25 protein-coding genes are annotated in these 26,777 nt (G+C 61.7%); 8 read left to right on the forward strand and 17 right to left on the reverse strand.

What is annotated here, in order from left to right; genetic code table 11:
• Positions 1-658 precede the first annotated feature (658 nt).
• From J3A65_RS15755 to J3A65_RS15770, 4 genes are all read left to right on the forward strand, one after another.
• Entirely contained in the window at positions 659-1,339 is a 681-nt protein-coding gene (locus J3A65_RS15755) for a sugar transferase (RefSeq protein ID WP_062461596.1), read from the forward strand.
• A gap of 151 nt (positions 1,340-1,490) precedes the next feature.
• Complete coding sequence (locus tag J3A65_RS15760) at positions 1,491-2,858, forward strand: polysaccharide biosynthesis/export family protein (RefSeq protein ID WP_092659470.1); 1,368 nt, start codon at positions 1,491-1,493, stop codon at positions 2,856-2,858.
• A gap of 10 nt (positions 2,859-2,868) precedes the next feature.
• Positions 2,869-4,182: an O-antigen ligase gene (locus J3A65_RS15765; RefSeq protein ID WP_082476449.1), complete on the forward strand. Its 1,314-nt coding sequence runs from the start codon at positions 2,869-2,871 to the stop codon at positions 4,180-4,182.
• A gap of 34 nt (positions 4,183-4,216) precedes the next feature.
• The gene (locus tag J3A65_RS15770) at positions 4,217-5,242 is read left to right on the forward strand and encodes an acyltransferase (RefSeq protein ID WP_209902154.1); all 1,026 of its coding nucleotides are present in this window, start codon (positions 4,217-4,219) and stop codon (positions 5,240-5,242) included.
• Positions 5,243-5,275: 33 nt separating this feature from the next.
• Here J3A65_RS15770 and J3A65_RS15775 read toward each other — a convergent pair whose 3' ends face one another.
• The 3 genes from J3A65_RS15775 to J3A65_RS15785 all read right to left on the reverse strand — a co-directional run bounded on the left by J3A65_RS15775 (position 5,276) and on the right by J3A65_RS15785 (position 8,324).
• A complete protein-coding gene (locus tag J3A65_RS15775; protein WP_092659468.1) occupies positions 5,276-5,431 on the reverse strand; it encodes a hypothetical protein in 156 nt (51 codons plus the stop codon).
• A 41-nt stretch (positions 5,432-5,472) separates the two neighbouring features.
• A complete protein-coding gene (locus tag J3A65_RS15780) occupies positions 5,473-6,168 on the reverse strand; it encodes a superoxide dismutase (protein WP_209902156.1) in 696 nt (231 codons plus the stop codon).
• 110 nt (positions 6,169-6,278) lie between these two features.
• Positions 6,279-8,324: an NAD(+) synthase gene (locus tag J3A65_RS15785; protein WP_209902158.1), complete on the reverse strand. Its 2,046-nt coding sequence runs from the start codon at positions 8,322-8,324 to the stop codon at positions 6,279-6,281.
• Positions 8,325-8,599: 275 nt separating this feature from the next.
• On the opposite strand from J3A65_RS15785, the gene J3A65_RS15790 reads away from it, so the two are divergent.
• Together J3A65_RS15790 and J3A65_RS15795 are read left to right on the forward strand one after the other, a co-directional pair.
• Entirely contained in the window at positions 8,600-8,818 is a 219-nt protein-coding gene (locus tag J3A65_RS15790) for a hypothetical protein (RefSeq protein WP_062461605.1), read from the forward strand.
• A gap of 24 nt (positions 8,819-8,842) precedes the next feature.
• A complete protein-coding gene (locus J3A65_RS15795) occupies positions 8,843-9,493 on the forward strand; it encodes a hypothetical protein (RefSeq protein ID WP_209902160.1) in 651 nt (216 codons plus the stop codon).
• Positions 9,494-9,498: 5 nt separating this feature from the next.
• Here J3A65_RS15795 and minE read toward each other — a convergent pair whose 3' ends face one another.
• From minE to J3A65_RS15830, 7 genes are all read right to left on the reverse strand, one after another.
• The gene (gene minE, locus J3A65_RS15800; RefSeq protein WP_062461607.1) at positions 9,499-9,762 is read right to left on the reverse strand and encodes a cell division topological specificity factor MinE; all 264 of its coding nucleotides are present in this window, start codon (positions 9,760-9,762) and stop codon (positions 9,499-9,501) included.
• The gene (gene minD / locus J3A65_RS15805) at positions 9,759-10,574 is read right to left on the reverse strand and encodes a septum site-determining protein MinD (RefSeq protein WP_062461610.1); all 816 of its coding nucleotides are present in this window, start codon (positions 10,572-10,574) and stop codon (positions 9,759-9,761) included. Before minD ends, minE begins: the two co-directional genes overlap by 4 nt.
• A gap of 53 nt (positions 10,575-10,627) precedes the next feature.
• The gene (gene minC, locus J3A65_RS15810; RefSeq protein WP_209902162.1) at positions 10,628-11,431 is read right to left on the reverse strand and encodes a septum site-determining protein MinC; all 804 of its coding nucleotides are present in this window, start codon (positions 11,429-11,431) and stop codon (positions 10,628-10,630) included.
• Positions 11,432-11,522: 91 nt separating this feature from the next.
• Complete coding sequence (locus tag J3A65_RS15815) at positions 11,523-13,175, reverse strand: urocanate hydratase (RefSeq protein ID WP_209902164.1); 1,653 nt, start codon at positions 13,173-13,175, stop codon at positions 11,523-11,525.
• Between the two features lie 326 nt (positions 13,176-13,501).
• Positions 13,502-14,590, reverse strand: coding sequence for a DUF917 family protein (locus tag J3A65_RS15820; protein ID WP_209902166.1), 1,089 nt, complete (start codon positions 14,588-14,590; stop codon positions 13,502-13,504).
• Between the two features lie 10 nt (positions 14,591-14,600).
• Entirely contained in the window at positions 14,601-15,839 is a 1,239-nt protein-coding gene (locus J3A65_RS15825; protein WP_209902168.1) for a Zn-dependent hydrolase, read from the reverse strand.
• Positions 15,840-15,843: 4 nt separating this feature from the next.
• Positions 15,844-17,220 carry an amidohydrolase family protein gene (locus J3A65_RS15830; RefSeq protein ID WP_209902170.1) on the reverse strand — a complete coding sequence of 459 codons (1,377 nt, stop codon included), beginning with the start codon at positions 17,218-17,220 and terminating at the stop codon, positions 15,844-15,846.
• Positions 17,221-17,367: 147 nt separating this feature from the next.
• On the opposite strand from J3A65_RS15830, the gene J3A65_RS15835 reads away from it, so the two are divergent.
• On the forward strand, positions 17,368-18,582 hold the full coding sequence (locus J3A65_RS15835) for a LysR family transcriptional regulator (RefSeq protein WP_209902172.1): 1,215 nt from the start codon (positions 17,368-17,370) through the stop codon (positions 18,580-18,582).
• On the opposite strand, the gene J3A65_RS15840 is transcribed toward J3A65_RS15835, so the two are convergent.
• A complete protein-coding gene (locus J3A65_RS15840; RefSeq protein ID WP_062581848.1) occupies positions 18,554-19,873 on the reverse strand; it encodes an Nramp family divalent metal transporter in 1,320 nt (439 codons plus the stop codon). The two genes, J3A65_RS15835 and J3A65_RS15840, sit on opposite strands and share 29 nt — an antisense overlap.
• A gap of 222 nt (positions 19,874-20,095) precedes the next feature.
• On the opposite strand from J3A65_RS15840, the gene tsaA reads away from it, so the two are divergent.
• Positions 20,096-20,623 carry a tRNA (N6-threonylcarbamoyladenosine(37)-N6)-methyltransferase TrmO gene (gene tsaA, locus J3A65_RS15845; protein ID WP_209902174.1) on the forward strand — a complete coding sequence of 176 codons (528 nt, stop codon included), beginning with the start codon at positions 20,096-20,098 and terminating at the stop codon, positions 20,621-20,623.
• Positions 20,624-20,626: 3 nt separating this feature from the next.
• On the opposite strand, the gene speB is transcribed toward tsaA, so the two are convergent.
• From speB to argH, 6 genes are all read right to left on the reverse strand, one after another.
• On the reverse strand, positions 20,627-21,679 hold the full coding sequence (speB, locus tag J3A65_RS15850; RefSeq protein ID WP_209902176.1) for an agmatinase: 1,053 nt from the start codon (positions 21,677-21,679) through the stop codon (positions 20,627-20,629).
• A 21-nt stretch (positions 21,680-21,700) separates the two neighbouring features.
• Complete coding sequence (locus tag J3A65_RS15855) at positions 21,701-22,579, reverse strand: polysaccharide deacetylase (RefSeq protein ID WP_209902179.1); 879 nt, start codon at positions 22,577-22,579, stop codon at positions 21,701-21,703.
• Between the two features lie 145 nt (positions 22,580-22,724).
• The gene (locus J3A65_RS15860) at positions 22,725-23,558 is read right to left on the reverse strand and encodes an ABC transporter substrate-binding protein (RefSeq protein WP_062581841.1); all 834 of its coding nucleotides are present in this window, start codon (positions 23,556-23,558) and stop codon (positions 22,725-22,727) included.
• Positions 23,559-23,608: 50 nt separating this feature from the next.
• Positions 23,609-24,379 carry an amino acid ABC transporter ATP-binding protein gene (locus tag J3A65_RS15865; protein WP_113166437.1) on the reverse strand — a complete coding sequence of 257 codons (771 nt, stop codon included), beginning with the start codon at positions 24,377-24,379 and terminating at the stop codon, positions 23,609-23,611.
• An 8-nt stretch (positions 24,380-24,387) separates the two neighbouring features.
• Entirely contained in the window at positions 24,388-25,260 is an 873-nt protein-coding gene (locus tag J3A65_RS15870) for an amino acid ABC transporter permease (protein WP_209902181.1), read from the reverse strand.
• Positions 25,257-26,717 carry an argininosuccinate lyase gene (gene argH / locus J3A65_RS15875; RefSeq protein WP_209902183.1) on the reverse strand — a complete coding sequence of 487 codons (1,461 nt, stop codon included), beginning with the start codon at positions 26,715-26,717 and terminating at the stop codon, positions 25,257-25,259. The genes J3A65_RS15870 and argH overlap by 4 nt, the downstream gene beginning before the upstream one ends.
• Between the last annotated feature and the right edge of the window lie 60 nt (positions 26,718-26,777).

Consider the following 26,777-nt stretch of genomic DNA (forward strand, 5'->3'; position numbering starts at 1 on the left):
GGATGCAAGCAATACAGCATCTGCTATGCCGAGTATTAATGAAACTTTCGTAAGGTTTGCCGGTTCCCTGCCCCGCCATGGCAGTTCCTTGCGATTAGCGTGAATGGTTTCTTACCTTGGTACCACAGCCCCCAATCGCATTTCCGCCACAATTTGGACGTGAAGCTCGCCGTCTGGAACATTCCGCTGCTGGATGTCGCAGAGTCGGGGTCACCGGCGTTCAACTTTTGTTACAAAGGTGACGAGACTCGACGAAGCCATATTGCGCTGCATCATTGTATTGCGGTGCGAAATGCGTAGGCCTTTGGTCTTATACGCAAGCTACTTCCCGCCCCTGTTCAAAGAAGCAATCACAGGTTTAGCTCTGGACTGGCCCTGCGCAGAAGCCCCCCAATACGTTAATGGCACGGGTATTATTCTAACTCCGGGTATAGTTGCCAGAAAAGAACAGTAGACCCGGGGTGGCTATTCAATCGATTGTAAAAAAATCGGAGTGATGATCGGATTTCGGCGCGCGTCGACCCGCATCGGGACAGCGCTCCCGGAAAAAATTGGCTGGCATCAAATTCCGAACACAGACTTATTATCAAATTGTCGACGAAAAGACCCGCCGAAAGGCATCACCGACTATCGCAAAACCTAAATGGAGTTACCCTCTATGAAGTCAGCGACACGTTCGGCTAGTTCGCCGTTTGTAGACTCCGACCAGGCCTTCGGTACCCTCCCGATCGGTGGCCTCGCTAAACGCAGCTTCGATATGACCGCAGCTGCCTGCGCGCTGATCCTGTTCAGCCCGCTATTTCTGATGATCATGGCCCTGGTGAAACTCACCGACAAGGGCCCGGCCTTTTATGGCCATAGCCGCATTGGCCATAACGGACGCATTTTCAAATGCCTCAAGTTCCGGACCATGGCGACCGACGGCGACGAATTGCTGCGCAACTATCTGCGTGACAATCCGCATGCCGCGGAAGAATGGCGTCTGACGCGCAAGCTGAAAGACGACCCACGCGTGACTTCGGTTGGCAAAGTCCTGCGCAAGCTCTCTCTCGACGAGCTGCCGCAGTTGCTCAACATCGTGCGTGGCGAAATGAGCGTGGTGGGACCGCGTCCGGTCGTGGACGAGGAACTGAAAGTCTATGACGCCTTTGCCGTCTACTACCTTCGCACCCGTCCTGGCCTCACAGGCCTGTGGCAGATCAGCGGTCGCAACGATGTGTCATACGAGACCCGCATCGCTTTCGACACGCAATACGTCCAGAACTGGTCGCTGGTTCGCGACATCGCCATCATTGCAAAGACCATCCCTGCGGTCTGCTTTGCCCGCGGCAGCTATTGATCTGAGTTTCTTTTGATAGCCTGAGAAATCCTGGTCGGTCACCGGCCGCAAGAAAAACCAAGAACAAGTCACCAGACGAACTCAACAGTCGAAACAAGCGCAAGCCGACCTCCCACGGATTTGCGTTTGAATGCGATTGAAGGACCCGTAGATGTTGAAGAACGATCATTCGAAAAGCGGTTCGCCGGCGCTCCTTTTTGCAGCCGGCGCCCTGCTGCTGAGTTCAGTCGCGCCAGTCCTGGCGCAGGACAAAGCCCCGAAGACCACACAACAGACCTCCACTGAGGCCGAAACCGCAACACCTGGCAAGGCTGCGGCACCCAAGACCCCTGCAGCGGCTGCCGCAAGCGGTCCCGCCAGCGGCGGCTATAAGCTCGGCGTCATGGACAAGCTGCGCATCCGCGTGGCCGAATGGCAGCCGGCCGATGGCACGGTGCGCGACTGGGACGTGGTCGGCGGCGAATACACGGTCGGCCCGTCCGGGGCGCTGTCGCTTCCGTTTATCGGCGATCTCGACGCAGCCGGAAAGACGACCGCCGAAGTTGCCGGTCTGATCGGCCAGCAGCTGCGCGACAAGTTCGCACTTCGAAACCTGCCCTCTGCCTCGGTTGAAATCAGCCAGTACCGGCCGGTCTATCTCGCAGGCGACGTCACGACACCGGGAGAGTTTCCCTATTCCCCGAACCTGACCGTGCTGAAGGCGGTAAGCCTTGCCGGCGGCTTGCGCCGTTCAGATGCTGGTCAGCGCTTCGCCAAGGATTTCATCAACGCGCAGGGCGACGTTGCCGTCTACGACAACCAGCGCGGCCGCCTGATTGCCCGCCGGGCACGGCTTGTGGCCGAGGTTTCCGGATCGCGCGATCTGCCAATCCCGGCGGAACTGAAAGACGTGCCCAATGCCGCGCAGCTGATTGCCAGCGAGACATCGCTGATGAAATCGCGCCGCGACCGCTATGAGCTGCAGCTGCAGGCCCTCAACGAGCTGCGCAGCCTTCTCGAAAGCGAAGTGAAGTCGCTCGCGCAAAAGACAGAGACGCAACAGCGCCAGCTCGATCTCGTGTCGGAAAACCGGGACAAGATGTCCCGGCTCACCGAACAGGGTCTGGCAACCAGCAGCCGCCTTCTGACCATCGAGGAGCGCACGGCCAGCATCCAGTCGACCCTGCTCGACATCGACACGTCGACCTTGAAGGCAAAGCAGGATATCAGCCAGGCGAACCAGGACGAGATCAACCTGCGCAACGACTGGGAAGCAGACCGGGCAAAGGAGCTTCAGGATACCGAAGCGGAACTTGAAAAGCTCGGCCTGCAGCTGACCACCAGCCGCCAACTGATCTCGGAGGCAGTTGCACAGTCTGCCGAGGCGCTGCGCTTCGACCCGAGCAAGACAGCCGCGACGATCAAATACACTGTCGTGCGCGACGAAGGCGACGGCCCCAAAGAAGTGGCCGTCGACGAGAATGCCCGTCTGATGCCGGGCGACGTGGTGAAGGTGACCTCCGAACTGCTGATGCAATAGGGGTAACCGGATGAAGATTGCCAAGTCGTCCCTGATCGACCCGGAGAAGAATGAGATCTACGGGATTGCCGCCGTCGCGCTGTCCTTTTTCGTCTTCGCCTATTCGAGCAGGTTCGGGCAGATCTCGATCCTTGCCTATTACGGCGTATGGTTCCTGCCGGTCGTGACCGACTACCGACGGGTGCTGGGCCGCTATTCCCGTTTCCTCTGGATCTTCTCGTTCGGCATCTTCTGCTTCATCTCCGCTTTCTGGTCGCCAGCCTTTGGCGTGTCGCTGCGCACGGCCATCCAGTATCTGACGCATATCGTCTGCGCATTGATTGCCATGCGGATGCTCAGCACCAAGACGCTGTTGCGCGGCGGCCTGATCGGAACCGGGATCGTGCTCGTCTATTCGATCCTGTTTGGCACCTATCTGATGGACGCGATGGACAATACGTTCAGCTTCGTCGGCGCATTTTCCTCCAAGAACCAGCTGGGTTTCTTCGCGTCGCTCGGCGTGATCTTCTCCTATGCGGCGGTGATGCTGTTTCGCATGCGCGGCATCTGGATGATCGGTGCCGGCGGCGGCGCGCTTCTGTCGGCCTATTGCTTGCTCGCCTCGCAGTCTGCGACCTCTGTCATCACCACGGCCGGTGTCGTTGCGCTCTGCATCGGCCTGCAGGGGTTCATGTTCTTTTCGCCGAAGCACCGACGCGGCTTCTTTGCGATTGCGCTCGTGTTCGGGCTTGCCGGCATCGTCGGTGCGCTGCAGTTTGGCGCGATGGATGCGATCCTCGGCGTGTTCGGCAAGGACTCGACCCTGACGGGCCGCACCTATCTGTGGCAGCAGGGCATTGCCGCCGCTGCACAGTCTCCCATCATCGGCATGGGCTACCAGGGATATTGGGTTCCAGGCGCCTCCGAGGCCGAACGCCTCTGGCAGGAATTCTTCATCACCGGCCGCAGCGGTTTCCATTTCCACAACACCTATATCGAAAGCATGGTGGAGACTGGAATCATCGGCACGGGCCTGCTTGTCTTCATCCTGATCGCCTGCCTCACCGGCCATCTGAAACGGCTGCTGACCATCTCGCGCACGCCGGAATCGCTGCTGTTTGTCGGCCTGTCGACCCTGCTTGTGATTCGGTCCTTCGTGGAGATCGACATCCTCAACCCATACCAGGTCGGGTCTTTCCTGTTCTACTTCATGGCCGGTCGTCTGACGCTGGCGGTGAGGCCGGTCAAGGCAAAGGCGGACCGCCCTCAATACGGTTTCATGCCGAATTCACCCACGGGGCCCGAGCGCGGGCAAAATGGCGAACCGGGCATTCCGGCAGGCTGACACGCCCGAACGGGCGTCGAAGGACGTGAAGACAATGCCTACTCTCTATTCGATCCAGTATCTGAGAGCCTTTGCGGCGCTGGCCGTGGTGCTGTTTCATGCCGGCGAGAAAAGCGGCCTGCACTTCACCATCGGTGCGGCGGGTGTCGACGTGTTCTTCGTCGTCAGCGGCTTTATCATGATGGCGATCAGCGACGCCCGCTCGGCAAGTCCCGGCAACTTCTTCAAAAACCGGCTGCTGCGCATCGTCCCGATCTACTGGGCGGCGACGCTTCTGATGATCGCCGGCGCCCTTGCCGGTGCGTTCCCGAATCTCGTGCTGAGCCTGCCGCATGTGCTGGGCTCGCTGCTTTTCCTGCCTGTCGCCTCGCCCAGCACCGGCGCACTCTGGCCGGTCCTCGTGCAGGGCTGGACGCTGAACTACGAGATCTTCTTCTACGCCGTGTTTGCGCTCACCCTGTTTGCGCGTCCATCGGCCCGGCTTCCGCTGCTGGCGCTGGTGTTCGGAACGCTGGTCGCAATCGGCCTCGTCATGCCGCCCGAAAATCCGTCGCTCGCCTTCTACACAGCCCCGGTCATTCTGGAATTCGTCGCAGGTGCAGCGCTTGCGAAACTCTGGCAGCGCGGCGCAGTGCCTCCGGCCCCGATCGGCTTGGCGCTGATCTGCCTGTCGATCGCCGGGTTCGCGGCAATCCAGATTTTCAAGCTCGAATTCGATGCATGGTCCTGTGGACCGCTTGCGATCATGCTGGTGACCGGCGCGCTCAGCCTTGAAAAGAGCCGCTCCGTTCCGAAGATCCCTGCCCTCGCCTATCTCGGCGATGCGTCCTACTCGATCTACATCTGGCATACGTTTGCGGTGTCGGTTGCGGTCAAGATCCTGTCTTCCGCAGCCCTGCCGCCTGCCGCGGCAACCACGATCGCGGTGGTCGCCGGCACGCTGATCGGTGTCCTCGCCTATGAGGCGCTGGAACGGCCGATGCAGGCACTGGTGAGGGGAAAGCGGACAGGCCTGTGGCGTTTTCCGGCGAAGCAAACGGAGAGACGGCCGATCCCCTGACCGGCCGTCCTTTCTTCGTGGTGAGCCGCTAACTCAGGCGTATTGCGGCGGATCGTCGTTTTCATCCGGGTTCGGCACCGGATCTTCATCCGGCAACCTGTCGGGCTCCGGCTCACCGATCGGAGGGACCGGCGGAGCGGGTGTTGGCGGGATTGGGCCGGGTACGGGTTCAAATGGATCCTGGGCCATGGGCACTCCTCTCTCTGTTGACTAAAGGGAACATTGCAGCCTCAGGCCGCCATGCGTTCCTCGACCGCACGCCAGTTCACGAGCTTGTCGAGAACGGCACGGATATGCTCCGGCTTGCGGTTCTCGTAATCGACGTAATAGGCATGTTCCCAGATATCGATGCCGAGATAGGCGGGGCGACCGACCGCGATCGGGTTATTGCCGTCTTCATAGCCGATCAGCGCCAGCTTGCCGGCATCGTCACGGGTAAGCCACACCCAGCCGGTCCCGAACACGGTATCCGAGATATCGACGGCGCGCTTGATGAAGCCGTCATAGTCGCCAAACGTCTCGTTGATCGTCGTCGCAACCTCGCCCTGCGGCCGGTTCGGACCACCGGGAACGAACTGATCCCAGTAGGACACGTGGTTCCAGGCCTGGGCGGCGTTGTTGAAGATCTTCGCGTCCACATCGGCATCGGACTTCGCCGATTCCACGACGATTGCTTCCAGATCCATGTCGGCATATTTGGTGCCGGTCGACAGCGTGTTCAGCTTGTCGAAATAGGCCTTGTGGTGCTTGCCGTAATGCAGGCCCACGGTCTTTGCCGAAATGACCGGTGCCAGATCGCCCTCGCCGAATGGCAGCTTCGGCTGTGCAAACGGCGCGGCGGCCCGTGCAATATTGGGAATTGGAAACACCGCAGCGGCCGCTGTGAAAGCGGTTGCGGTGAGAACGGTTCGACGGTTGAGTTCCATGAATTGAGCTCCTTCCCTGTTGTCTCTGGAAGGAACAACCCCTTAGGCGCCCATCGGTTTCCCGATTTCGCCGATTCCGCCTGACAATTGCGTGTTGCGGAGCACGGACGTCATGCGTCCGGCACGTTGTCCTTGAGCTCTTTGATCCAGATCCGGCCGTTGCCATCCGACGGCGCCCGCCAGTCGCCGCGCGGCGACAGCGATCCGCCGGATGTCACCTTCGGCCCGTTCGGCGATGCGGAGCGCTTGAACTGGCTGATTGTGAAGAACCGGAACAGGAACGTCTCCATCCAGCGCTTGATGACGGGCAGATCGAACTGCCGCTTCTTCTCCTCCGGGAAATGCGACGGCCAGGCACCGGCGCCGGCGTCCTTCCAGGCCTGCAGCGCCATATAGGCGATCTTCGACGGCTTCAGGCCGAAACGGGTGAGATAGTAGAGCGTGAAATCATGCAGATCGTAGGGGCCGATCTTGTCTTCCGTGCTCTGCATGGCGCCATCGGCGCCCGCCGGCACCAGTTCCGGCGAGATCAGCGTGTTGAGGATGCGCTGCAGCGTTGCATTGGTTTCGTCATCGAAGCTCTCGGCCTCGATGACCCAGCGGATGAGGTGCTGGATGAGCGTCTTCGGTACCGAAGCGTTGACGTTGTAATGGCTCATCTGGTCGCCGACGCCGTAGGTCGACCAGCCAAGCGCGATCTCCGACAGGTCGCCGGTGCCGAGCACAAGCGCGTTGCGCTGGTTGGCAGCGCGGAACAGGAAATCGGTGCGCAGGCCAGCCTGCACATTTTCAAACGTCACGTCATAGACCGGCTCGCCACCGCTGAACGGATGTTTGAGATCGTGCAGAAGCTGGGTGGCAAGCGGCTTGATGTCGACCTCTTCGGCCGTAATGCCCATGCCGCGCATCAGCGCCCAGGCATTCGACTTCGTGTCGTCGCCGGTGGCAAAGCCCGGCATGGTAAAGCCGAGGATATCGGTGCGCGGCCAGCCGAGCTGATCATAGGCCTTGGCTGCGACCAGCAGCGCATGGGTCGAATCAAGGCCGCCTGAAATGCCGATGCAGAGCCGCTTGATGCCGGTCGATTTCAACCGCTTCATCAGGCCTTGGACCTGGATGTTGAAGGTTTCGTAGCAATCCTGGTCGAGCCGCTTCGGATCTGATGGCACGAACGGATAGCGCTGGATGGCCCGCTCCAGATCAAGCGTTTCTTGCGGCCGCTCGAAGTCGAACAGGACGCGCCGGAACGTCTTGCCTGCCGTCAGATGCAGCGTTGCGGCATCGTTGAACGTGCCGGTGCGCATTCGCTCGAGACGCAGCCGCTCGACATCGATATCGGCGACGCACATCTGCGGGCCGGCCGGAAACCGCTCGGTCTCGCCCAACAGATCGCCCAGTTCGTAGATGCAGGCCTGGCCGTCCCAGGCGAGATCGGTGGTGGATTCGCCGGGGCCTGCGGCCGAATAGAGATAGGCCGCAAAGTTGCGCGCCGACTGGGTGGCGCAAAGCAGCTTGCGCATCTCCGCCTTGCCCACGGTGATGTTGCTGGCCGACAGGTTGGTGAGGATCAGAGCACCGGCCATCGCGCCGAAATCGCTCGGCGGCGCTGGCAGCCAGACGTCTTCGCAGATCTCCACGTGGAAGATGAAATCGCGGATATTTTCAGCGGCAAACTGCAGATCGATCCCGAAGGGCACCGATTGTCCGGCAACCGAAATCATCATGTCGCGCACGCTCCGGCCGGATGCGAACCAGCGCTTCTCGTAGAATTCGCGGTAATTCGGGATATGGGTCTTCGGCACCACACCGAGAATGCGGCCTGCATGGATGACGACGGCGCAGTTGAACAGACGTCCTTCGTGACGCAGCGGTGCGCCGACAAGAAGGACGGGAAGCAGCGCCTTGCTTTCCTCGACGATCGTTGCAAGCGCGCTTTCGACCGCATCGAGAAGAACGTCCTGGCCGAGCAGGTCGTCGATCGAATAGCCGGAAATGCCAAGTTCCGGAAACACCATCAGCGCAACGCGGCGCGCGTGACCTTCACGGGCGAGGTCGAGCGTCGCACGCGCGTTGAAATCCGGGTCGCCGAGTTCGCAGACCGGCGTGCAGGCGGCGCCGCGAATGAAGCCGTGGCTATAGGGCGAATGGAAGTTCATCTGGCACTCCGAAGGCATGGTCATTGGCTGCGATCGTGACGTCTCGCATTTGCGACTGCCCGAGACGCCTACCTAAATCATTGGCCTGTATAGCACCTCTGTAAACACGCGCCAGCATAGGGACATCAGAATCGGGTGACGTTGGAAATGGCGACGGCGATTGGCAAAATCGAATTTCCGTGACAGCTTGTCCGAACGTGTGACCGCACACGGTTTTTCCCGCATGCAATTTTTCAAGAAAGCCAAATTCAAACGTCATATTTTGGAGCGTTGTCATGTCCGTACTGGATGATCTTCTTCGCCAGAAAGCTGAGATCGAGGCACGCATTCTCGATGCCCGGGCGCAGGAAATCGATCGCCTCAAGCTGGAATTTGCCTTCCTCGCGCTCAAGCTGCGGGAGCTGAACGGTCTGCCGAAGCCGCTTGTGGACCTGTTCACCGACAAGGGAGGCACGTTCAATTCGTTCCGGGCGCTCAACGTCAAGAAGCCATAGCCGCCAGCGTCAGAGGACCCTGCAATGGACCTGGCGCAGCTTGCGAAAGACTTAGCTGTCACAGAGCGGACACGACTGAAGATACTGCGTTCGGGCTTCACCGTCAGCGGACACAAGCTCTGGACGGATGAGGAAGACCTGATCTGCCGGATCTTTCATCCCGATTACTTTGCCATAAACCAGGTTCTGCATGCCCGGTCGAAAAAGGCCATACAGACACGCTGCCAGAGACTGGGTCTTGCACCACGCCGGCAGGCCTGGGGATGGTCGGCCCGGCAGAAATTGCGCAGGCTCTATCCCGACGCAGACCGGAAAGAGATCTGCGACGCGTTTCCGGGCGTCAGCTGGGACCGGATCCAGGCGGCGGCCCGCTATTACGGTTTTCGCCGCAGCCGGAAGCCCTACAAGCTGACAGGCATTCCGGCGCTCGATCAGCTGCGAAGCCGCTGCTACGCGATCCGGTGGATCATGCGCGATATGGATGAAGAGGCCGGCACCGGCCAGTATTTCCAGACCCGCGGATACAAGAGCCGCTACCCGGATTTCAAAGCCATCGACAAGGGCGTCCGGGCGCTCGGCGGCCATCTGGAAGTCCGCTGGGACGACGCAAAAGGCGGGCATGTCCCGCCGGACATACCCGCCTTTCAAACCAGCCTTGGGAGGCTAACTCGTTAGGTCGTTCAGGCTGCGGCCTGGGCGCTCGCATTGAGCGGGATCTCGACGTCGATCTCCAGGATAGTGCAATGTTCGTCGCGATCCATCTTTACCGTTACGCGGTCGGCGTCCAGCTGGACGTGCTTGGCGATGACGGCCAGAATTTCCTCGCGTAGCACGGCGACCAGATCGGTGCCGACAACCATGCGTTCATGAGCAAGCAGTACCTGGAGACGCTCGCGGGCCGCGGGCGCCGATTTCGGCCTGTTGAAAAGGCGGAACATGTTCATGCGGCCTTCCTTCCGAAGATCTTGCCGAAGAGACCGCGCTTTTCGCCCGGGATGGTCATTGGCAGGACCTCGCCGGCGAGACGCCGCGCGGCATCGAAATAAGCCTGGGCCGGAGCGCTCTTGGCGTCGGCCAGCGTCACCGGTGCACCGATGTTGGAGGCACGCAGCACATCCATGCTTTCCGGAATGATGCCGATCAGCGGGATCGACAGGATTTCCAGAACGTCGTCCACCTTCAGCATGTCGCCACGCTCGGCACGGTTGACGTCGTAGCGGGTCAGCAAAAGATACTTTTCCATCCGCTCACCGTTTTCGGCCTTGAGCGTCTTGGAATCGAGAAGACCGATGATGCGGTCGCTGTCGCGCACCGAAGAGACTTCCGGATTGGTGACCACGACGGCCATATCCGCATGGCGCATGGCAAGCGTTGCACCGCGCTCGATGCCGGCAGGGCTGTCGCAGATGATCCAGTCGAAGTAGCGCTTCAGATCGGCCATCACGCGCTCGACGCCTTCGGATGTCAGGGCATCCTTGTCGCGTGTCTGCGAGGCGGGCAGCAGGAACAGGTTGTCGAGGCGCTTGTCGCGGATCAGGGCCTGCGGAAGCTTCGCATCGCCCTGGATGACGTTGACGAGGTCGTAGACGACCCGGCGCTCGGCACCCATGACGAGATCGAGGTTACGCAACCCGACATCGAAATCGACGACGACGACCTTTTCGCCGCGGCTGGCGAGCGCCGCGCCGAGGGCCGCGGTCGAGGTCGTCTTGCCGACCCCTCCCTTGCCCGAAGTCACAACTATGACTTTCCCCATACCAATCTCTCCTGTGTCCTGCCGGCCCGTTATCATTTGCTTTTTTTCATTTCTTAACTGAGCGTTTCTGCCATGATGATGTCGCCGTCGAGCCAGAGCTGGACCGGCTGCCCGCGAAGGCTTGCGTCCATGTCCTCGGCCATCTTGTAGATGCCGTCGATCGCGACCAGTTCGGCCTCGAGCTTGCGGCAAAAGATCCGCGCCGTTGCATTCCCCAATGATCCAGCCATGACTCGGCCGCGTATTGCGCCGTAGACATGCACCGAACCGCCGGCGATCACTTCGGCACCGGAGGCAACCGAACCGATTACGGTCACGTCACCTTCCGCGAAGATGACCGACTGACCGGAGCGAACCGGCTCGTTGATCACCAGCGACTGGATGACCGGCCGGACTTCGGCAACCTTGATCGGCTCGTTGCGGAGCTGACTGTCGGTATCCGTTTCCGGCTGCTGGGCACCTTGCTTGGTAGCAGCGCCAACTTGTCCGGAGCTTTCTTGAGCCGACTTATCCTCGGACTTTTCCGGGACTTCGAAATCGGATGCAGCCTTGCCGCCCCGCATCGCCGGCGGCATGCCGGGGCCAAGCATCGACGGGCGAGCGCCTTCGATACCCATGATCCGGACATTGCGTTCGGCCAGTTGTTCGAGCAGGTCCTTCAGCTCGATCTTGTCGATCGAAACCTCGGAAATATCGAGCACGACCGGCCGGTCGAGAAAGAAGCCGGCCGAGCGGGCAGCCAGATCGTCAAGGCGCGCGAGCCAGTTGTCGAGCGGCAGATCGGGGGACAAGACGACCGCCAAAAACGAGCGGCCCTTGATACGGATTGAGCGAGCGTCTGTTAGCACTTTGGTCATCTACGTAAACAAATCGTTGACGTTAGATGTAGCGCCGGGGTGGTTAACAAAAGGTTAACGCACCCCTCCAAAGCTTTAACGAAGACCCCTTCTAGGGCAATTTCAGCCCCGCCGTTTCGGCAGCCTCGATCGCCTCGTCATAGCCGGCATCCGCATAGCGGATAATGCCGAGCGAGGTGTCGTTGGTGATCGAATGTTCAAGCCGTTCGGCGGCTTTTTCCGTGCCGTCGGCAATGATCGTGACACCGGCAGATGTCATGTAACCCGCATAGCCACCACCGCCCGAATGGATGACGACGAGATCGGCCATCGACGCACACATCGTCATCGCGTTGATCAGCGGCCAGTCGGCGATCGCGTCCGATCCGTCCTTCATGTTCTCGGTCATGATATTGGGATGCGCCATGGCGCCTGCATCGAGATGGTCGCGCGAAAAGGCAATCGGCCCGGCAAGTTCGCCGCTTGCGACCAGCGCGTTCACGGCCAACGCGAGCTTGGTGCGTTCGCCATGCCCGAGCCAGGCGATGCGTGCTGGCAAGCCTTCGAAGGGCACGTTTTCGCGCGCCAGCCGGATCCAGTTGGTGACGATGAAATTATCCGGGAAAAGCTCGAGCACGAGATCGTCGATGCGGGCGATATCGCTTTCCTCGCCCGACAGCGCCATCCAGCGGAACGGCCCGATCGCCTTGCAGAAGAGCGGCCGCAGATAGGCTTCGGTAAAGATCGGAATGTCGAAGGCGTTGGCAACGCCGCCTTCGCGTGCCTGGGTGCGGATGAGGTTGCCGTTGTCGAACACTTCCGCGCCCTTTTCCTGCAGGCTCAGCATGGCGCGGACATGATCGGCGATCGAGGCACGGCTCGCCGCCATCAGCTGGCCCTGCCCCTCCTTGCGAAGCCGGCGGACTTCCTCAAGGCTCATCCCCTTCGGGACATAGCCATAGACGAGATCATGCGCCGAAGTCTGGTCGGAGACGATATCGGGCACGATGCCGCGCTTGACGATCTGCGGGTAGATGTCGGCGGCATTGCCGACGAGACCGATCGAGACCGCGCGTTTTTCGACAACCGCCGCATCGATCATCGCGAGCGCCGTATCGAGATCCGGCGCGACCTCATCGAGAAAACCGATCTCGCGGCGTTTGGCGACCCGCTCCGGATCGATATCGACCACCAGGATCGCAGCGCCCGCCATGCGACCGGCAAGCGGCTGCGCGCCACCCATGCCGCCGAGGCCAGCCGTCAGGATGAAGCGACCGGCAAGCGAGCCGCCGAAACGCTTCTCGGCGATCCGCATGAAGATCTCGTAGGTGCCCTGAATGACGCCCTGGCTGCCGATATACTGCCACGCTCCGGCCGTCAGCCCGCCCCAGCAGATCAGGCCCTTTTCCTGCAGTTCATAGAAATACTCGGCCTTCGCCCACTGCCCCACGATGTTGCAATTGGCCATGATGACGAGCGGCGCCCTGTCATGGGTCTTGAGCAACCCGACCGGCTTGCCGGACTGGATGATCAGCGTCTGATCCTCGTCCATCGTCTTCAGTGCTCTAACGATCGCCTCATGCGCCGCCCAGTTGCGCGCCGCCTTGCCCAGCGCCGCATAGACGATCAAATTGTCCGGATCCTCGCCGACTGAAAGCACGTTTTCCAGAAGCCGCAGCAGAGCCTCCTGCCGCCAGCCCTTGGCGCGCAGGTCAGGCCCGCCGGGGATCGGGAATTTCGGATGGCGCGGATTGGGCTTTGGCATGGCGTGATCTCCTGTCTCGTGAGGATTGCCTCACCCAATGTAGTGCCGGGCCAAGAAAGCCCCCCTCTGGCCTGCCGGCCATCTCCCCCACAAGGGGGAGAAAACCAGCGGCACGGTCCCTGCCCCAATCGAGGCACGTCCCATCTCCCTGCTCGCGGGGAGAGGGTTAGGGTGAGGGCAGCCACCCCCTCTGGCCTGCCGGCCATCTCCCCCACAAGGGGGGAGAAGATCTGTGGCACTGTCGCGTCCCAAAAAGGCTGTGACGGTGCGGCAGTTAAGCCCCTCCCCCTTGTGGGGAGGGGTTTGGGGCGGGGTCTTATTCCGCCCTACCCCAGCGCATAATCCGCAATGCTGATCCCCAGCGCCGTCTCGCAGATCGGGTAGACCGACGGGTCCTTGACGCTCGATGACAGCGGAATGAGCGTCTTTGGCACATGCAGCAGAAACACCGGCATGCCAACCTGCAACTGACCGACGCTCATCGGTTCGCCCTGCGGAGAGAGCGTTGCGATGATATCAGGAAAGGTGGCGAGGCGGTTGCCGCCGGCATCGTCCACCGCCATAAACTCGTTCATCACATGCAGCGTGATCGCCCCGTCGCCTGACCCAAGAGTGATCGTGCCGACATCGAAGGCTTCCTTCGTATAGACCACCGATTTGGCCGTCACTTCAGCCTCTCCCAGTATCGTGCCGCCGGTCGTCCTGAAGATCGCGTCGATGATGGCAGATCCGCCCTTCGCATCGGCCTCGATGATCGCCTCGCCGAGCGTCAGCGCCAGACTGATGCCGCCGAGCGCAGCATTCTTGCGCACATAGGAGGCGCGCAGCGGATTGCGGCAGGAGGCGATGAAGCCGCCGGACATGTCCGAGGCGGTGCGCAGGATCGGCGAGACCTTGGCGGTGGCGCCGCGCACGACGAGTTCGATATAGCGGTTTTCCGCCCGGTTGCCGCCGACTGCCGTCTGGATCATGTGTTCGGGCGAATTCGCCATGCCGATCGAGCCCATGTCGCCGGTCGGATGGGCGCGTACGTCGCCGACGGCATCGAGCACCTTGGTGCCGAGGATGGCCGATGGTAGCCAGCCGTTAAGCGTCGAGGACTTGCCGTTCTGGCCGATCATCAGCGCCGCAACCTTTTCGCCGAGCGCATCCTGCAGCAGCTGCACCGCCTTCACATAGTCGATGCCCTGCATTTCCCAGGCGGTGGTCGAGGCCGGTGCGCCGATCGCGGCAGCCGTCGCCACCCAGTCGTCGTCGGACAGCTCGTCGATCGTCACGAGTTCGGGCCGGCCGACCGAGACGGCGGCATAGCCGAGCATGCGTCCGTGATCCGACCAGCCACCGCCGCCCGCCGCATAGACCGAGCCGCCGCGAACCGCCGCCTCGACATCCTTCTCCGTCAGTATGCGACCCATGCCCTTGCCCCTATTGTTTGTCGAGTGCCAAGACCGCCTCGTAGAGAACGGCAGCGCCGAGCGCGATATCGTCGTTGTCGGACCATTCTTCCGCCGCGTGGCTGCGGCCATCCTTGCTGGCGATAAAGATCATCGCAGCCGGCGCCACCTTGGAGAGAAACGCCGCATCGTGACCGGCGCCGGACACCATCGGCCGGCTGGTCGCGCCGATCCGCTGCGCACTTTCGGCAAGCACACCGGTCACCATGTCAGACATTGGCGTTGGCGCCGCATATGAAACCCGCCGCGGGTCGGCGATCGTCACGCTGCGCTCAGTCGCGGTCTGTGCGCAAAGCGCGGTGACGGAAGCGACGAATTCATCCATCACGGCGTCATCGACGGCACGCGCATCAATCAGCATGCGGACATGCGAGGGGATGACGTTTGCAGCGTTCGGCTCCATCGAGAACTCGCCGACCGTGCCGGCGAAATAGCTTTTGCCCGACGCAAGCTCCCGGGCGATCTCCTCGATGCCGAGCACGACTAGAGACGCGGCCCCCAGCGCATCAAAGCGGGCATTCATCGGGGTGGTGCCGGCATGATCGGCACGGCCTTCCACCAGGATCTCGAAACGGGAAATGCCGGTGATGGCGCCGACGATGCCGATATCGACGTTTTCGCGCTCCAGCACCGTGCCCTGCTCGATATGCAGTTCGAGAAAGGCCTTGATATCGGTGCGCGTGAACACGGTGTCGGGATCACCGCCGACTTGACGGATGCCGTCCGCCAGCGTGACACCATCGGTGCTGCGCTCCAGCCATTCCGGCGGGCGAACGCCGGTCAGGCCGCGACTGCCGATGCAGGACACACCGAAGATCGACACTTCCTCGGCCAGAAAATCGACGATTTCCAGATCATGTTCGAGCGCGATGCCGGCATCCTTGAGCGATCGCGCCACTTCGAGACCCGCGATGACCCCGGCAATGCCATCGAACCGGCCGCCGTTCGGCACTGTATCCGTATGCGAGCCGAGCATGATCTTGCCCTTGCCCTCCACCGTTCCCTTGCGGCGCCCGGTCAGGTTGCCGGCGGCATCGATCTCAGTTTCGAGCCCGGCCTCGCGAAAGATCCTCTCGACATAGGCGCGGCCTTTGAGAAACATCGGCGTGAAGGCCCGCCGCGTCCAGGGCCTGTCCGGTTCGGTGATATCAGCCAGCGCCTCGATATCGGCTGCGATCCGGTCAGCGTTGACGGCGAGATTGGAGGTCATGCGATCAAAAATCCTGAAGTGAAAGGTTGGCCGGGGGCCGCACAAACCGGCCGTTGCCGGGCTGCGCCAGCACCGTCGATCCGTCATAGGCGAGTGCGCCGCGAAGATAGGTTCCGGCCACCTTGTAGGGCAAGGTCATTCCGTCATAGGGCGACCACCCGACAACGTTGTTGCCGGTCTTCGACGCGTCGAACACATGCTCTTCCGCCGTCAGCACCGCGATATCCGCGTGTTTGCCGACTTCAAGCGCGCCCTTGACGTGATCGATGCGGAAATGCCGGGCGGGATTGAGCGCCATCAGCCTCGCGGCCCAGGTGAGTGACACACCGCGTTCGAGTGCGCCCTTGATAAACAGCGGCACCATGGCTTCGAGACCCGGCAGGCCGGAGGCATTGGCAAGCATGTCCGGATTGGTCTTGCGGTCGAGCGACCAGCTGACGTGATCGGTGGAGAGAAGCGTGACATTGCCGGCCGCCAGATGTCGCCAGAGCTTTTCCACCTCCGCCCGCGGCCGGATCGGCGGATTGCATTTCGACTTGCCGCCGAGCCTTCTCGCATCGGTTTCCTGGTCGAGCGTCAGGTAATGAATCAGGCATTCGACCGTGGCGCGATGCCCCTGCGCGCGGTATCCGGCGGCGATCTCGTAACCACGACCAAGCGAGCAATGCACCACATGGACCGGACAGCCTGTGGCGGCACCGATCTCGTAGATCTCGGCCATGGCCAGAAGCTCGGTCAGCGGCGGACGCGACATTTCGTGGGCACGGTAATCGGTGATGCCGGAGGCCTTCACCTCGGCCATCGCCCAGCGCACATATTCGTCATTCTCGTTGTGGACGCCGGCCGTCAGGCCGGTTGGCGCGATGGCGGCAAAGCACTTGGCCATCAGCGGCGCGAAGATGCGCGGAAAGCGTTTCGGATCGGTCCCGAAGGTGGAGAACTTGAAGGCCGCGACACCGGCATCCACCTGTTCGCGGATGCGCACCGCGCCCTCCTGCGGATCGACCGTGCCATAGAGCGCAAAATCGACCCGCGCTTGGCTTTCCGCATGAGCAACCTTGCTTCGCACCGCATCCGCTGAGCAGACCAGATTGCCCTCGTCATAGGGCATGTCGACAATGGTGGTGACGCCGCCGGCAGCTGCCGAGCGGGTCGACCAGATGAAATCCTCCTGGTTTTTCTGTGAAAGCGAATGCACCTGCGCATCGACGGCACCCGGAAGGATCAGCGACGCGCCGAGATCGTGGCTTTCGCGGGCGGACGGCATCTGGCCCTGGCCAACAGCCGCAATGAGACCGTCGCGGACTGCCACATAACCTTCGGGAACGATGCGGTCGGCAAGGACCAGCGTGCCTTTCAGAACAAGATCGAAATCCGACATCGGCCTGTCTCCTTGAGCCTTGAGGCGCGTTCGATCGGAACCGCTTCAGGGCAGACTAGGAGAATTTGATTGGCAGAGGGATATCCCATATCGTGAACGCACGATATCATTGCTGTCATCCTCTTATATGCTCACCCGGAAGCCGCCATGGACCTTGCCTCGCTGCTGATCGCTCATCATGTGCTGGCCTTGGGCGGCATCCGGGAAACGGCGAAGGTGCTGGATCGGCCGGTCTCGAGCGTCTCTGCGGCACTGGCACGGCTGCAGTTTCATATTGCGACGCCGCTGACGACGACATCAGGCAACCGCATCCAGCCAACGCTTGAGGGCGTCAGGATCGGTCGCGATCTGCAGCGAGCGGCCATGCTGGTCGGCGAGCTCTCGGGTCTCGGCGACAAGGGCGGCACGCCCGAAGACGGAGCCCGGCTTTCCGTGCCGCTTCTGGCGCTGCAGCGTTTCCTCGTGGTCGGTCGCAGCGGCAGCATAAGGCGGGCGGCGCAGGAGATCGGCATCGGCCAGCCGCAACTGACGCGGCAGATCCGCAGCCTCGAGCGGGATCTCGGCCTTCCCCTTCTCGACCGGGCAGCCGCCGGCGCTGTTCCCAACGCGGACGGGCACCGGGTAATCGCTCTCGGAGAGGAACTGGAAGCGATCTGGCTGAAGATTTCCGATCATGCCGGCGACCGTTTCCGGCGTGCCGCATCGACGACCCGCGTCGGCTCGGTGACGCCGCTTGGACGCGAAAGCCTGATTGCCCGGATCCTTGCAAAACTTGCCGCCGACTGGCCGAAGCACATGCCGCGACGGCCGCTTTATATCTCCAGCACCAATGCCGAGGAGTTGCTGTCCGGTATCACCGACCGGACCTACGATCTCGTGCTGGTCGACACGCTCGACATGCCGCCCGGCGTCGAACACCGGGTGATTTCGCGCAGCGGACTTGCCATGGTGGGAGCAGCCGACGTGATCGCTGACCATCGTGGCGACCTGCGGCAATTGCTGTTGCGTCATCCGATCGCGCTGCCGAGCCTCAAAAGCGGGTTGCGGCAGAAATTCGGGACGCTGACCGAGGACATCCTGACTGCGGACGAACGGGCGGCACTGTCCTTCGTCGAGATCGATTCCATTCCCGTCATCGCCAATCTCGTCAGCGATCACGGCTATATCGCGCTTCTGCCGCTCTGGGCCATTCCGCAGCCGGACGAGAGGATGGCAGCGATCGCGCTTCCCGACGCTTACGACATGCATCTGTCGCTTGCGTGGAAAAAGGGAGCGGCCGCCGAGACGATTGCCCGCACGGCCGAACACATTCTGGGCTCGATGACTTTTCCGGTTACAGGACGAAATCCACCAGCAGCTTGATGTTGAGGGCGCCGATGACGATGGCGATCAGCCAGGCAAAGGCGCGCAGCCAGAGAGGTGCGACGAAGACGCCCATTTTGCGCTTGTCGGACGTGAACATCACCAGCGGGAAGACCGCGAAGGACAGCTGCAGGCTGAGCACGACCTGCGTCAGGATCAGAAGCTCCGCCGTGCCGCCATCGCCGTAAAGGATGGTGACCGCTGCCGCCGGAATGATGGCGATGCCGCGGGTGATCAGCCGGCGCACCCAGGCTGCCAGCCGGATATGCAGGAACCCTTCCATGACGATCTGGCCGGCAAGCGTCGCCGTCACCGTCGAGTTCAGGCCGCAGCACAGGAGCGCGATACCGAACAGTGTCGGCGCGATGGCATAGCCGAGAACAGGTGAGAGAAGATTATGCGCATCGCCGAGTTCCGCCACCGCCGTATGGCCGTTGGCATGAAAAGCGGCGGCCGCCAGAATGAGGATCGATGCGTTGATCAGAAGCGCGAACATCAAGGCGACGGTGCTATCGATCGTCGCGAACTTGATCGCCTCCCGCTTCTCCTCGACGCTGTCTCCGTAATTGCGGGTCTGGACGATGCCGGAATGCAGATAGAGGTTATGCGGCATGACGGTGGCGCCGAGAATACCGAGCGCCAGATAGAGCATGTTGGGATTGGTGACGATCTCGGTGGTCGGCGCAAAGCCGCGGATCACCTCGCCCCAGTTCGGATCGGCCATGGCGATCTGGATGGCGAAACAGGCGGTAATGACGCCCAGCAAGCCGATGACAAAGGCTTCCAGGAACCGGAAGCCAAGCTTCTGCAGGTAGAGAATAAGGAAGACGTCGAGCGCGGTGATGAGAACGCCGATTTCCAGCGGAATGCCGAAGATCAGGTTGAGGCCGATCGCGGTGCCGATCACCTCGGCGATATCGGTGGCGATGATGGCGATTTCGGCAAACAGCCAGAGCATGTAGGCGACGGGACGCGGGAAGGCATCGCGACAGGCCTGTGCCAGATCGCGGCCGGAAGCGACCGCCAGCCGGGCGCAGAGCGATTGCAGCACGATCGCCATGATGTTCGAGAGGAGCGCAACCGACAGAAGCAGGTAACCGAACTGCGAACCGCCGGCGAGCGACGTCGCCCAGTTGCCCGGATCCATATAGCCGACCGCAACGAGATAACCGGGACCGAAGAACGCGAACGCCCGCCGGAGCTTCGATCCCTGTCCGCGCACCGGGATCGAGCGATGAACATCCATCAGCGAGGCATCACCGCCGCTTTTCAGCCAGCCGCTGGAATTCATTCGGGATCGGATATCCATCGTCGATCGTGCTCTCGTTGTTGCAATTGCAATTCATTCGCACATAAAGATCGTAGTTGCAAATTATTCGCAATAAGAAATCCGGAAACAGGGAAACTGTTCCGCGCAGTTTCACATTTTGCGAAACAGCGGTATTTCAGCCATGCTGGGGAGATCTGGTTGCTTCGCGAAACGTGAAGCAGGACCGGTTGATCGGAGAACGACATGGCGAATGATAACGGCATCCGCGAGAACGAGGTTCAGGTGACTCCGCCGGAGGCGAACGATGCGGGGCTGATCTTCATCGGACGCATTTCGACCCCCTGGACCGCACGCAGCGAAACGCCGCGTCAGGGCAGCCATACCGGACCAATCTGCCGGATCGAGATCTTCGAGCCATGGGTTGCGGCCCTGAAGGGCGTCGAGACATTCGAGAGGCTGGAAATCCTCTACTGGCTGCATCAGGCGCGCCGCGATCTGGTTCTGCAGAGCCCGGCGAGCAGCGGCAAGGTGCACGGCACGTTCTCGCTGCGCTCACCGGTCCGGCCGAACCCGATCGGGACGTCGATCGTGGTGCTCGAAGGTGTCGAGGGAAATGTGCTTCTGGTGCGCGGCATGGATTGCCTCGATGGCACGCCGCTTCTTGATCTCAAGCCCGACCGGAGCCTGTTCAAGCCGATCGTGTCGCCGCAGCCAGGCGAAGCCGAGCCTGACAGTAATGCACCGACGGCGCACTACTGTCAGAAAGCGTGACGATCAGCCCTTCAGCGCAGGGCTGAAACGGATCAGGCTGAGGATTTCGAACAGCATCTGGGCGCCCGCATGCGCCGTGTTGGTGGTCGTATCGTATTGCGGCGCCACTTCGACGACGTCGCCGCCGACGAAATTCACACCCTTCAGCCCATGCAAAATATCGAGCGCCTGGCGGCTCGTCAGCCCGCCGATTTCAGGCGTGCCGGTGCCCGGCGCATAGGCCGGATCGAGGCTGTCGATATCGAAGGAGAGATAGGTCGGGCCATCACCGACAATCTCGCGCGCCTTGGCGATGACGGCGTCGATGCCCATTTTGCCGATCTCTTCGGCATGAATGACGGTCATGCCGCTTTCGAAGGAGAACTCCCAGAGATACTCGGCTGCACCGCGAATGCCGATCTGGATGACCCGTGTTGGATCAAGCACGCCATCGAGAACCGCGTTGCGGAACGGGCCGCCATGGTGGAACTTGGTGAGATCGTAGGCGCCGCCCGTATCGCAATGCGCGTCGATATGGATCATCCCGACCGGCCGGTCGCGGCCGACCGCCTTGAGGATCGGATGCGTGATCGAATGGTCGCCGCCGACCGACAAGGGGATCACGCCCGCATCGACGACCTTGTTGAAATGCGCCTCGATATCGTCATGGCTCATCTCCAGCCGGTAACGGCTGCGGAACGGCACGTCGCCGATATCGGCCACCTTCACCTCGAAGGTCGGCGCTGTCTTCAGAACGTGGTTATAGGGACCGACGCGCTCGATCGTGCGTAGCGCCCGCGGCCCGAAGCGGGAGCCCGGACGGTTGGTGACGCCGAGATCCATCGGTACGCCGATCAGCGCCACCTGAAGATCGCCGAAATCCGGATTGTCCGCATCGATGTGGACAAGCGGCGCATCGAGAAGCGTCGGAACGCCCGCATAGGGGGCTGAGCGCGTGCCGCTTGCGGAAAAGATCCGGTCGGCAACCGCGCGAAATTCCGGATCATGGATGCTGCCGCCGTGGCCTTCGCCGTATTTTGCTCGAAGCTCTTCCAGCTTTTTTGTGTCGAACGTCATGTCGGTTTCTCCAGGTCTTTCTTAAAGCTCTGCGCGGGCCGCTTCCAGCGCGTCGAAATGGTCCGATATCTCGGCGCCCGTGGCAATCCAGACGTCGGTTCTGCTTTGCACATGGATGAGGAAATCGCGCAGCAGGTGCCAGCGCATCGGCCGTCCCGAAACCTGCGGATGAAGGACCAGCGTCGTGACGCCGCCCCAGGTATGGGTCGCCTCGAATTCGTCGATCCACATCTGCAGCACCGCGTCGCGTCCGAAGATCGGCCGTGAACTGGTGCGGCTCGTCATACCGAAATTCCAGTCGTCGAAGGCGAAGTTGACCGGGATCTCAATGAGGCCGCGCTCGCCGCCATGATCCGCATGCCGATAAGGCAGGATATCGTCGCGGAAGGAGCTCGAATAGCGCATGCCGGATTTCGAGAGATAGGCGAGCAGTTCCGGGAAATTCTCACCTGATGGCGCGCGGTAGCCGATCGGCCGCACGCCGAGCACCTGGTGCAGCGCCTCATAGCCGCGATCGATTTCCTCGAAGGCCTCGTCCAGCTTGTCGCGGTCGGGCAGCTTGTGGAGATAGCCATGATGGCCGATCTCGTGGCCGGCCTTGAGGATCGCTTCGCACTGGGCCGGATGCGCCAATGCCGTCCAGCCGGGAATGAAAAACGTCGCCGGCAGCGACAATTCATCCATCAGCGACACGATTTTCGAAATGCCGACGCGCGCGTCGTAGCCGCCATGCGACGTCGTCACCATGCGGTCGACATTGGAAGGATTGTTGCCGATCCAGGCGGTTTCCGCATCCACGTCGAAGCCGATGAAGACTGCGCTTTTCGCGCCGTTCGGCCAGACCATGTCGGGTGTGGCAGGCGCCGGATTGAGCGGACGGGGGGAAAGGTCGAAGGGCATTATAAAACCTCCGGTCGGGAAGAATGCAAAGCCGGGCCACCGCTGAACAGATAGCCCGGCTTCCGATGCAAAACGGACTGGTCCGCCGACCGTCCGGCCTGAAGGAGATCAGGCCGGAGGCACCCGTTCTGCGACACGTGAAAGATTACTTCTGGGCTTCGCTGTTGACGTAGATGCCGTCGAGGGCAGCCGATTCCAGGTTCCACTTGGCAAGGATCGTCTTGTATTCGCCGCTGGCCATCAGGGCCTTCATCGCGCCGATATAGGCGTCACGCAGTTCGGTGTCCTTCTTGGAGAAACCGATGCCCTGGTAGATGGCAGTGAACGGCGCGCCGATCGAAACATACGCACCCTTCTCGAGCGTCATCAGGTAGGGAACGGTTTCCGAACCCTGGACGGCGGCATCGACGCGGCCCTGCTTCAGCTGGGTGCGGGCATCGGCTGAACCTTCAGTGCCGACGACCTTGACGGCCGGCAGGCCCTTGGCTTCGCAGTTGGCAGCGCTCCACTTTGCCGTTTCGTCCGGGAAGGACGTGCGGCGGCTCATGCCGACATTCTTGCCGCAGAGATCGGTTTCGGACTTCAGTTCGTCCTTGCGGGCCGCCGTCGTATAGAACTGGGCGCCGGACTTCATGTAATCGACGAAATCGAGAGCGTCGCGACGCTTCGGCAGGTCGCTCATGCCCGAATGGATGATGTCGACGCGGCCGGTGGCAACCGAAGGGACCATCTGTTCAAAGCCGATATCCGACCATTCGACAGTCACGCCGAGCTGCTTGGCAAGCGCCAGGCCGAGATCGATATCGAGGCCCATCAGCGTGTTGGTGGCCGGGTCCTTGTATTCCATCGGCGGATAGTTCGGCGTGTTGGCAACGACGATCTTGCCGGCGGTCTTGATACGCTCCGGCAGGGCCTGAGCTGAAACCGAGCTGGCCGCAGCAACGGCTGCGAGGGCGACGATTGCGAATGTCTTGGTCATGATATCCCCTGTTCTCTTGTTTTTGGTCGACTGGTTGAACGTGAAGGCGGTCAATTATGGACTGCCCGGATGAATTCCGCGGTGCGCGCGCTTTTCGGCGCCGACAACACTTCCGAAGCGGGGCCGGTTTCGACGACCTTGCCCGCTTCCATGAACGTGACGGTGTTGGCAACGTTGCGTGCAAAACCCATTTCGTGGGTGACGACGATCATGGTCATGCCGGACGCAGCCAGATCCTTCATCACGTCGAGCACTTCCGATACGAGCTCCGGATCGAGCGCCGATGTCGGCTCGTCGAACAGGATGAGATCAGGCTGCATGCCCATGGCGCGGGCGATCGCGACGCGCTGCTGCTGGCCGCCGGAGAGTTCCGAAGGGTAATGGTTCGCCTTGTCGGACAGGCCGACGCGGGCGAGAAGCGCGAGCGCATCTTCGCGCGCCTTGGCGGCCGGCTGCCCGAGAACCTGGACCGGTCCTTCCATGACGTTTTCGACAGCCGTCTGATGCGGAAACAGGTTGAAGCGCTGGAACACCATGCCGATGCGGCGACGCTGGCGGGAAATTTCCTTGTCCGCCAGTTCATGCAGGTTGTCGCCTTCGCGGCGATAGCCCATCAGCTCGTCATTGACCCAGATCGCACCTTCGTCCATCCGCTCCAGCAGGTTGATGCAGCGCAGGAACGTGCTCTTGCCGGAGCCGGAGGGGCCGACGATGCAGGCGACTTCGCCGCGCCGGACTTCCAGGCTCACCTTGTCGAGCGCCTTGAATGCATCGAAGCTCTTGGTGACGTCGATTGCCTTGACCAGAATATCTTTCGTCATGTCCAACCTCACATCGATGCTCTGATAGACTTCGATCCGCGCCCGTAATAGCGCTCGATGCGCTGCTGGATGACGGACAGAACGGACACCACGACGAGGTACCAGAAGCTTGCCACCAGCAGCAGTTCGAGAACGCGGGTGTTGGCGTAGTAGATGACCTGCGCATTGTGTAGGATTTCGGAAAACTGGATGACGCTGGCAAGCGAGGTGAGCTTGACCATGCCGATCACCTCGTTGCCGACAGGCGGCACCATGACGCGCATGGCCTGTGGCAGAACGATGCGGCGCAGCATCTTCATCTGCGTCATGCCGATCGTGCGCGCCGCTTCGTACTGGCCGCTGTCGACAGACAGAAGACCGCTGCGCACCACTTCCGACGTGTAGGCACCCTGCTGGATACCGAGACCGAGCATGGCCGCCACAAACGGCGTCATGATATCGACGGTGCGGAATTCGAACAGGCCGGGAATGCCGAGCGTGGGAAAGATCAGCGCCAGATTGAACCACAGCATCAGCTGCAGCAGTGCCGGCGCGCCGCGGAAGATCCACAGATAGCCGATGGCGATCCACGACAGAACCGGGTTGCCCGAGATGCGCATGATGGCGATGACGACGCCGAGCACGATGCCGATCGCCATGGCGGCAACCGTCATGACCAGCGTGTTGACGAGGCCCTGCAGGATGACGGGCGCAAACAGGAAGTCGCGCACATAGGACCATTCGATCTGGCCGACGCTGAAGGCGCGGATAAGCGCTGCCATCAGCAGGATGACGATGCCGGCGGCCACGTTGCGGCCGATATGCCGCTTCGGCACCAGCTTCAGATGGGCGACCTCGTATTTTGCGCTGTCGTCTGCAGCAACGGTCGTGGGTGCGCTCATCGTGTGCCAGCCTCCGCAGCGTTTGCGGCAACTGTCGTCTTTGCGCCGATCTCTTCCAGCGCGAACTGACGGCGGGCGTCGATCGCTGCCTCGAACCGGCCGATCTGGTCGCGCACCGCAGCGGGTGCCGTGCAGCCGTAACCGGTGCGGCTGGCAAGCGCATGTTCGAGCGTGATCGCCTCGAGCAGGCCGGGGCCGAGACGCGGATCGATCTTCGGCAGATCTTCGACGGTGAGCCCTTCAAGATCATGACCGCGCTCTTCGCAGTAGCGCACGACGGCGCCGGTGATTTCGTGGGCTTCGGCAAAGGTGACGTTCTGGCCGACCAGCCAGTCGGCCACTTCCGTTGCCAGCGTAAAGCCGCGCGGCGCTTCTGCTCTGAGTTTCTCGACGTCGAACTCCAGTGTCGCCACCATGCCGGCAAAGGCGGGCAGGATGAGCTGCAGCGTATCGATCGTCTCGAACAGGACCTTCTTGTCCTCAGCGAGATCGCGGTTATAGGCGAGCGGCATCGCCTTCATCGTGGCAAGAAAGCCGGTGACGTTGCCGATCAGCGTGCCGGACATGCCGCGCGTCAGCTCTGCGATATCGGGGTTCTTCTTCTGCGGCATGATCGACGAGCCCGTGGAATAGCTGTCATGCAGGCGCACCCAGGAGAACTGCTTGGAGCTCCAGATGCAGATTTCCTCAGCCAGACGCGACAGGTTGACGCCGATCAGCGAAGCGATGAACAGGAATTCGGCGACGATATCGCGCGACGCGACCGAGTCGATCGAGTTCTCGGCAGCTGCCGAGTACCCGAGCTCAAGTGCCGAGAGATCCGGCCGGTTGACGATGCCGGAACCGGCAAGCGCTGCCGCACCGAGCGGCGACCGATCGAAGCGGCGGTCGAAATCGCCGAAGCGCTCCAGATCGCGCAGCAGCGACTGGGCATGCGCCATCAGGTGATGACCGAGCACGACGGGTTGCGCCGGCTGCAGATGGGTGAAACCGGGCATGACGGTTTCGACATGGCGTGCCGCCTGCTCGCGGATCGCGTCCTCGACCTCGATCAGGCCGGCGGAGAGCTCGCGTGCCATGCGACGGAGATAGAGACGGGTATTGTTGGCGGTCTGGTCGTTGCGTGACCGGCCGGCGCGCAGCTTGCCGCCGAGAGCGCCGAGACGGGCCATCAGCAACCGTTCCAGAAACGTATGCACATCCTCGTCGCCGGCGACAGGGGTTTCACGGCCTGCCGCGACATCGGCCTCGATCGTGTCGAGCGCCGAACGGATGGCCGAAAACTCGGCCGCATCCAGCACGCCGGCGCGCTTCAGCTCGGACGCATGCGCCCGGGAGCCGGCGATGTCTTCGCGGTAGAGGCGGAAATAGGAGGCAGGTGCCCGTGAAAGATTGGCCAGAGCTTCGGAAGGGCCGGACTTGAAACGTCCACCCCAGAGCTGTGCGGATGCCGACATGAGCAAACCCTTCTGTTCAGATAATGGGCAGGGATCCCATGTGCACCACGAATGGGCAAG

Source organism: Rhizobium sp. PvP014 (assembly GCF_017876855.1).
Taxonomy (GTDB): domain Bacteria; phylum Pseudomonadota; class Alphaproteobacteria; order Rhizobiales; family Rhizobiaceae; genus Neorhizobium; species Neorhizobium soli.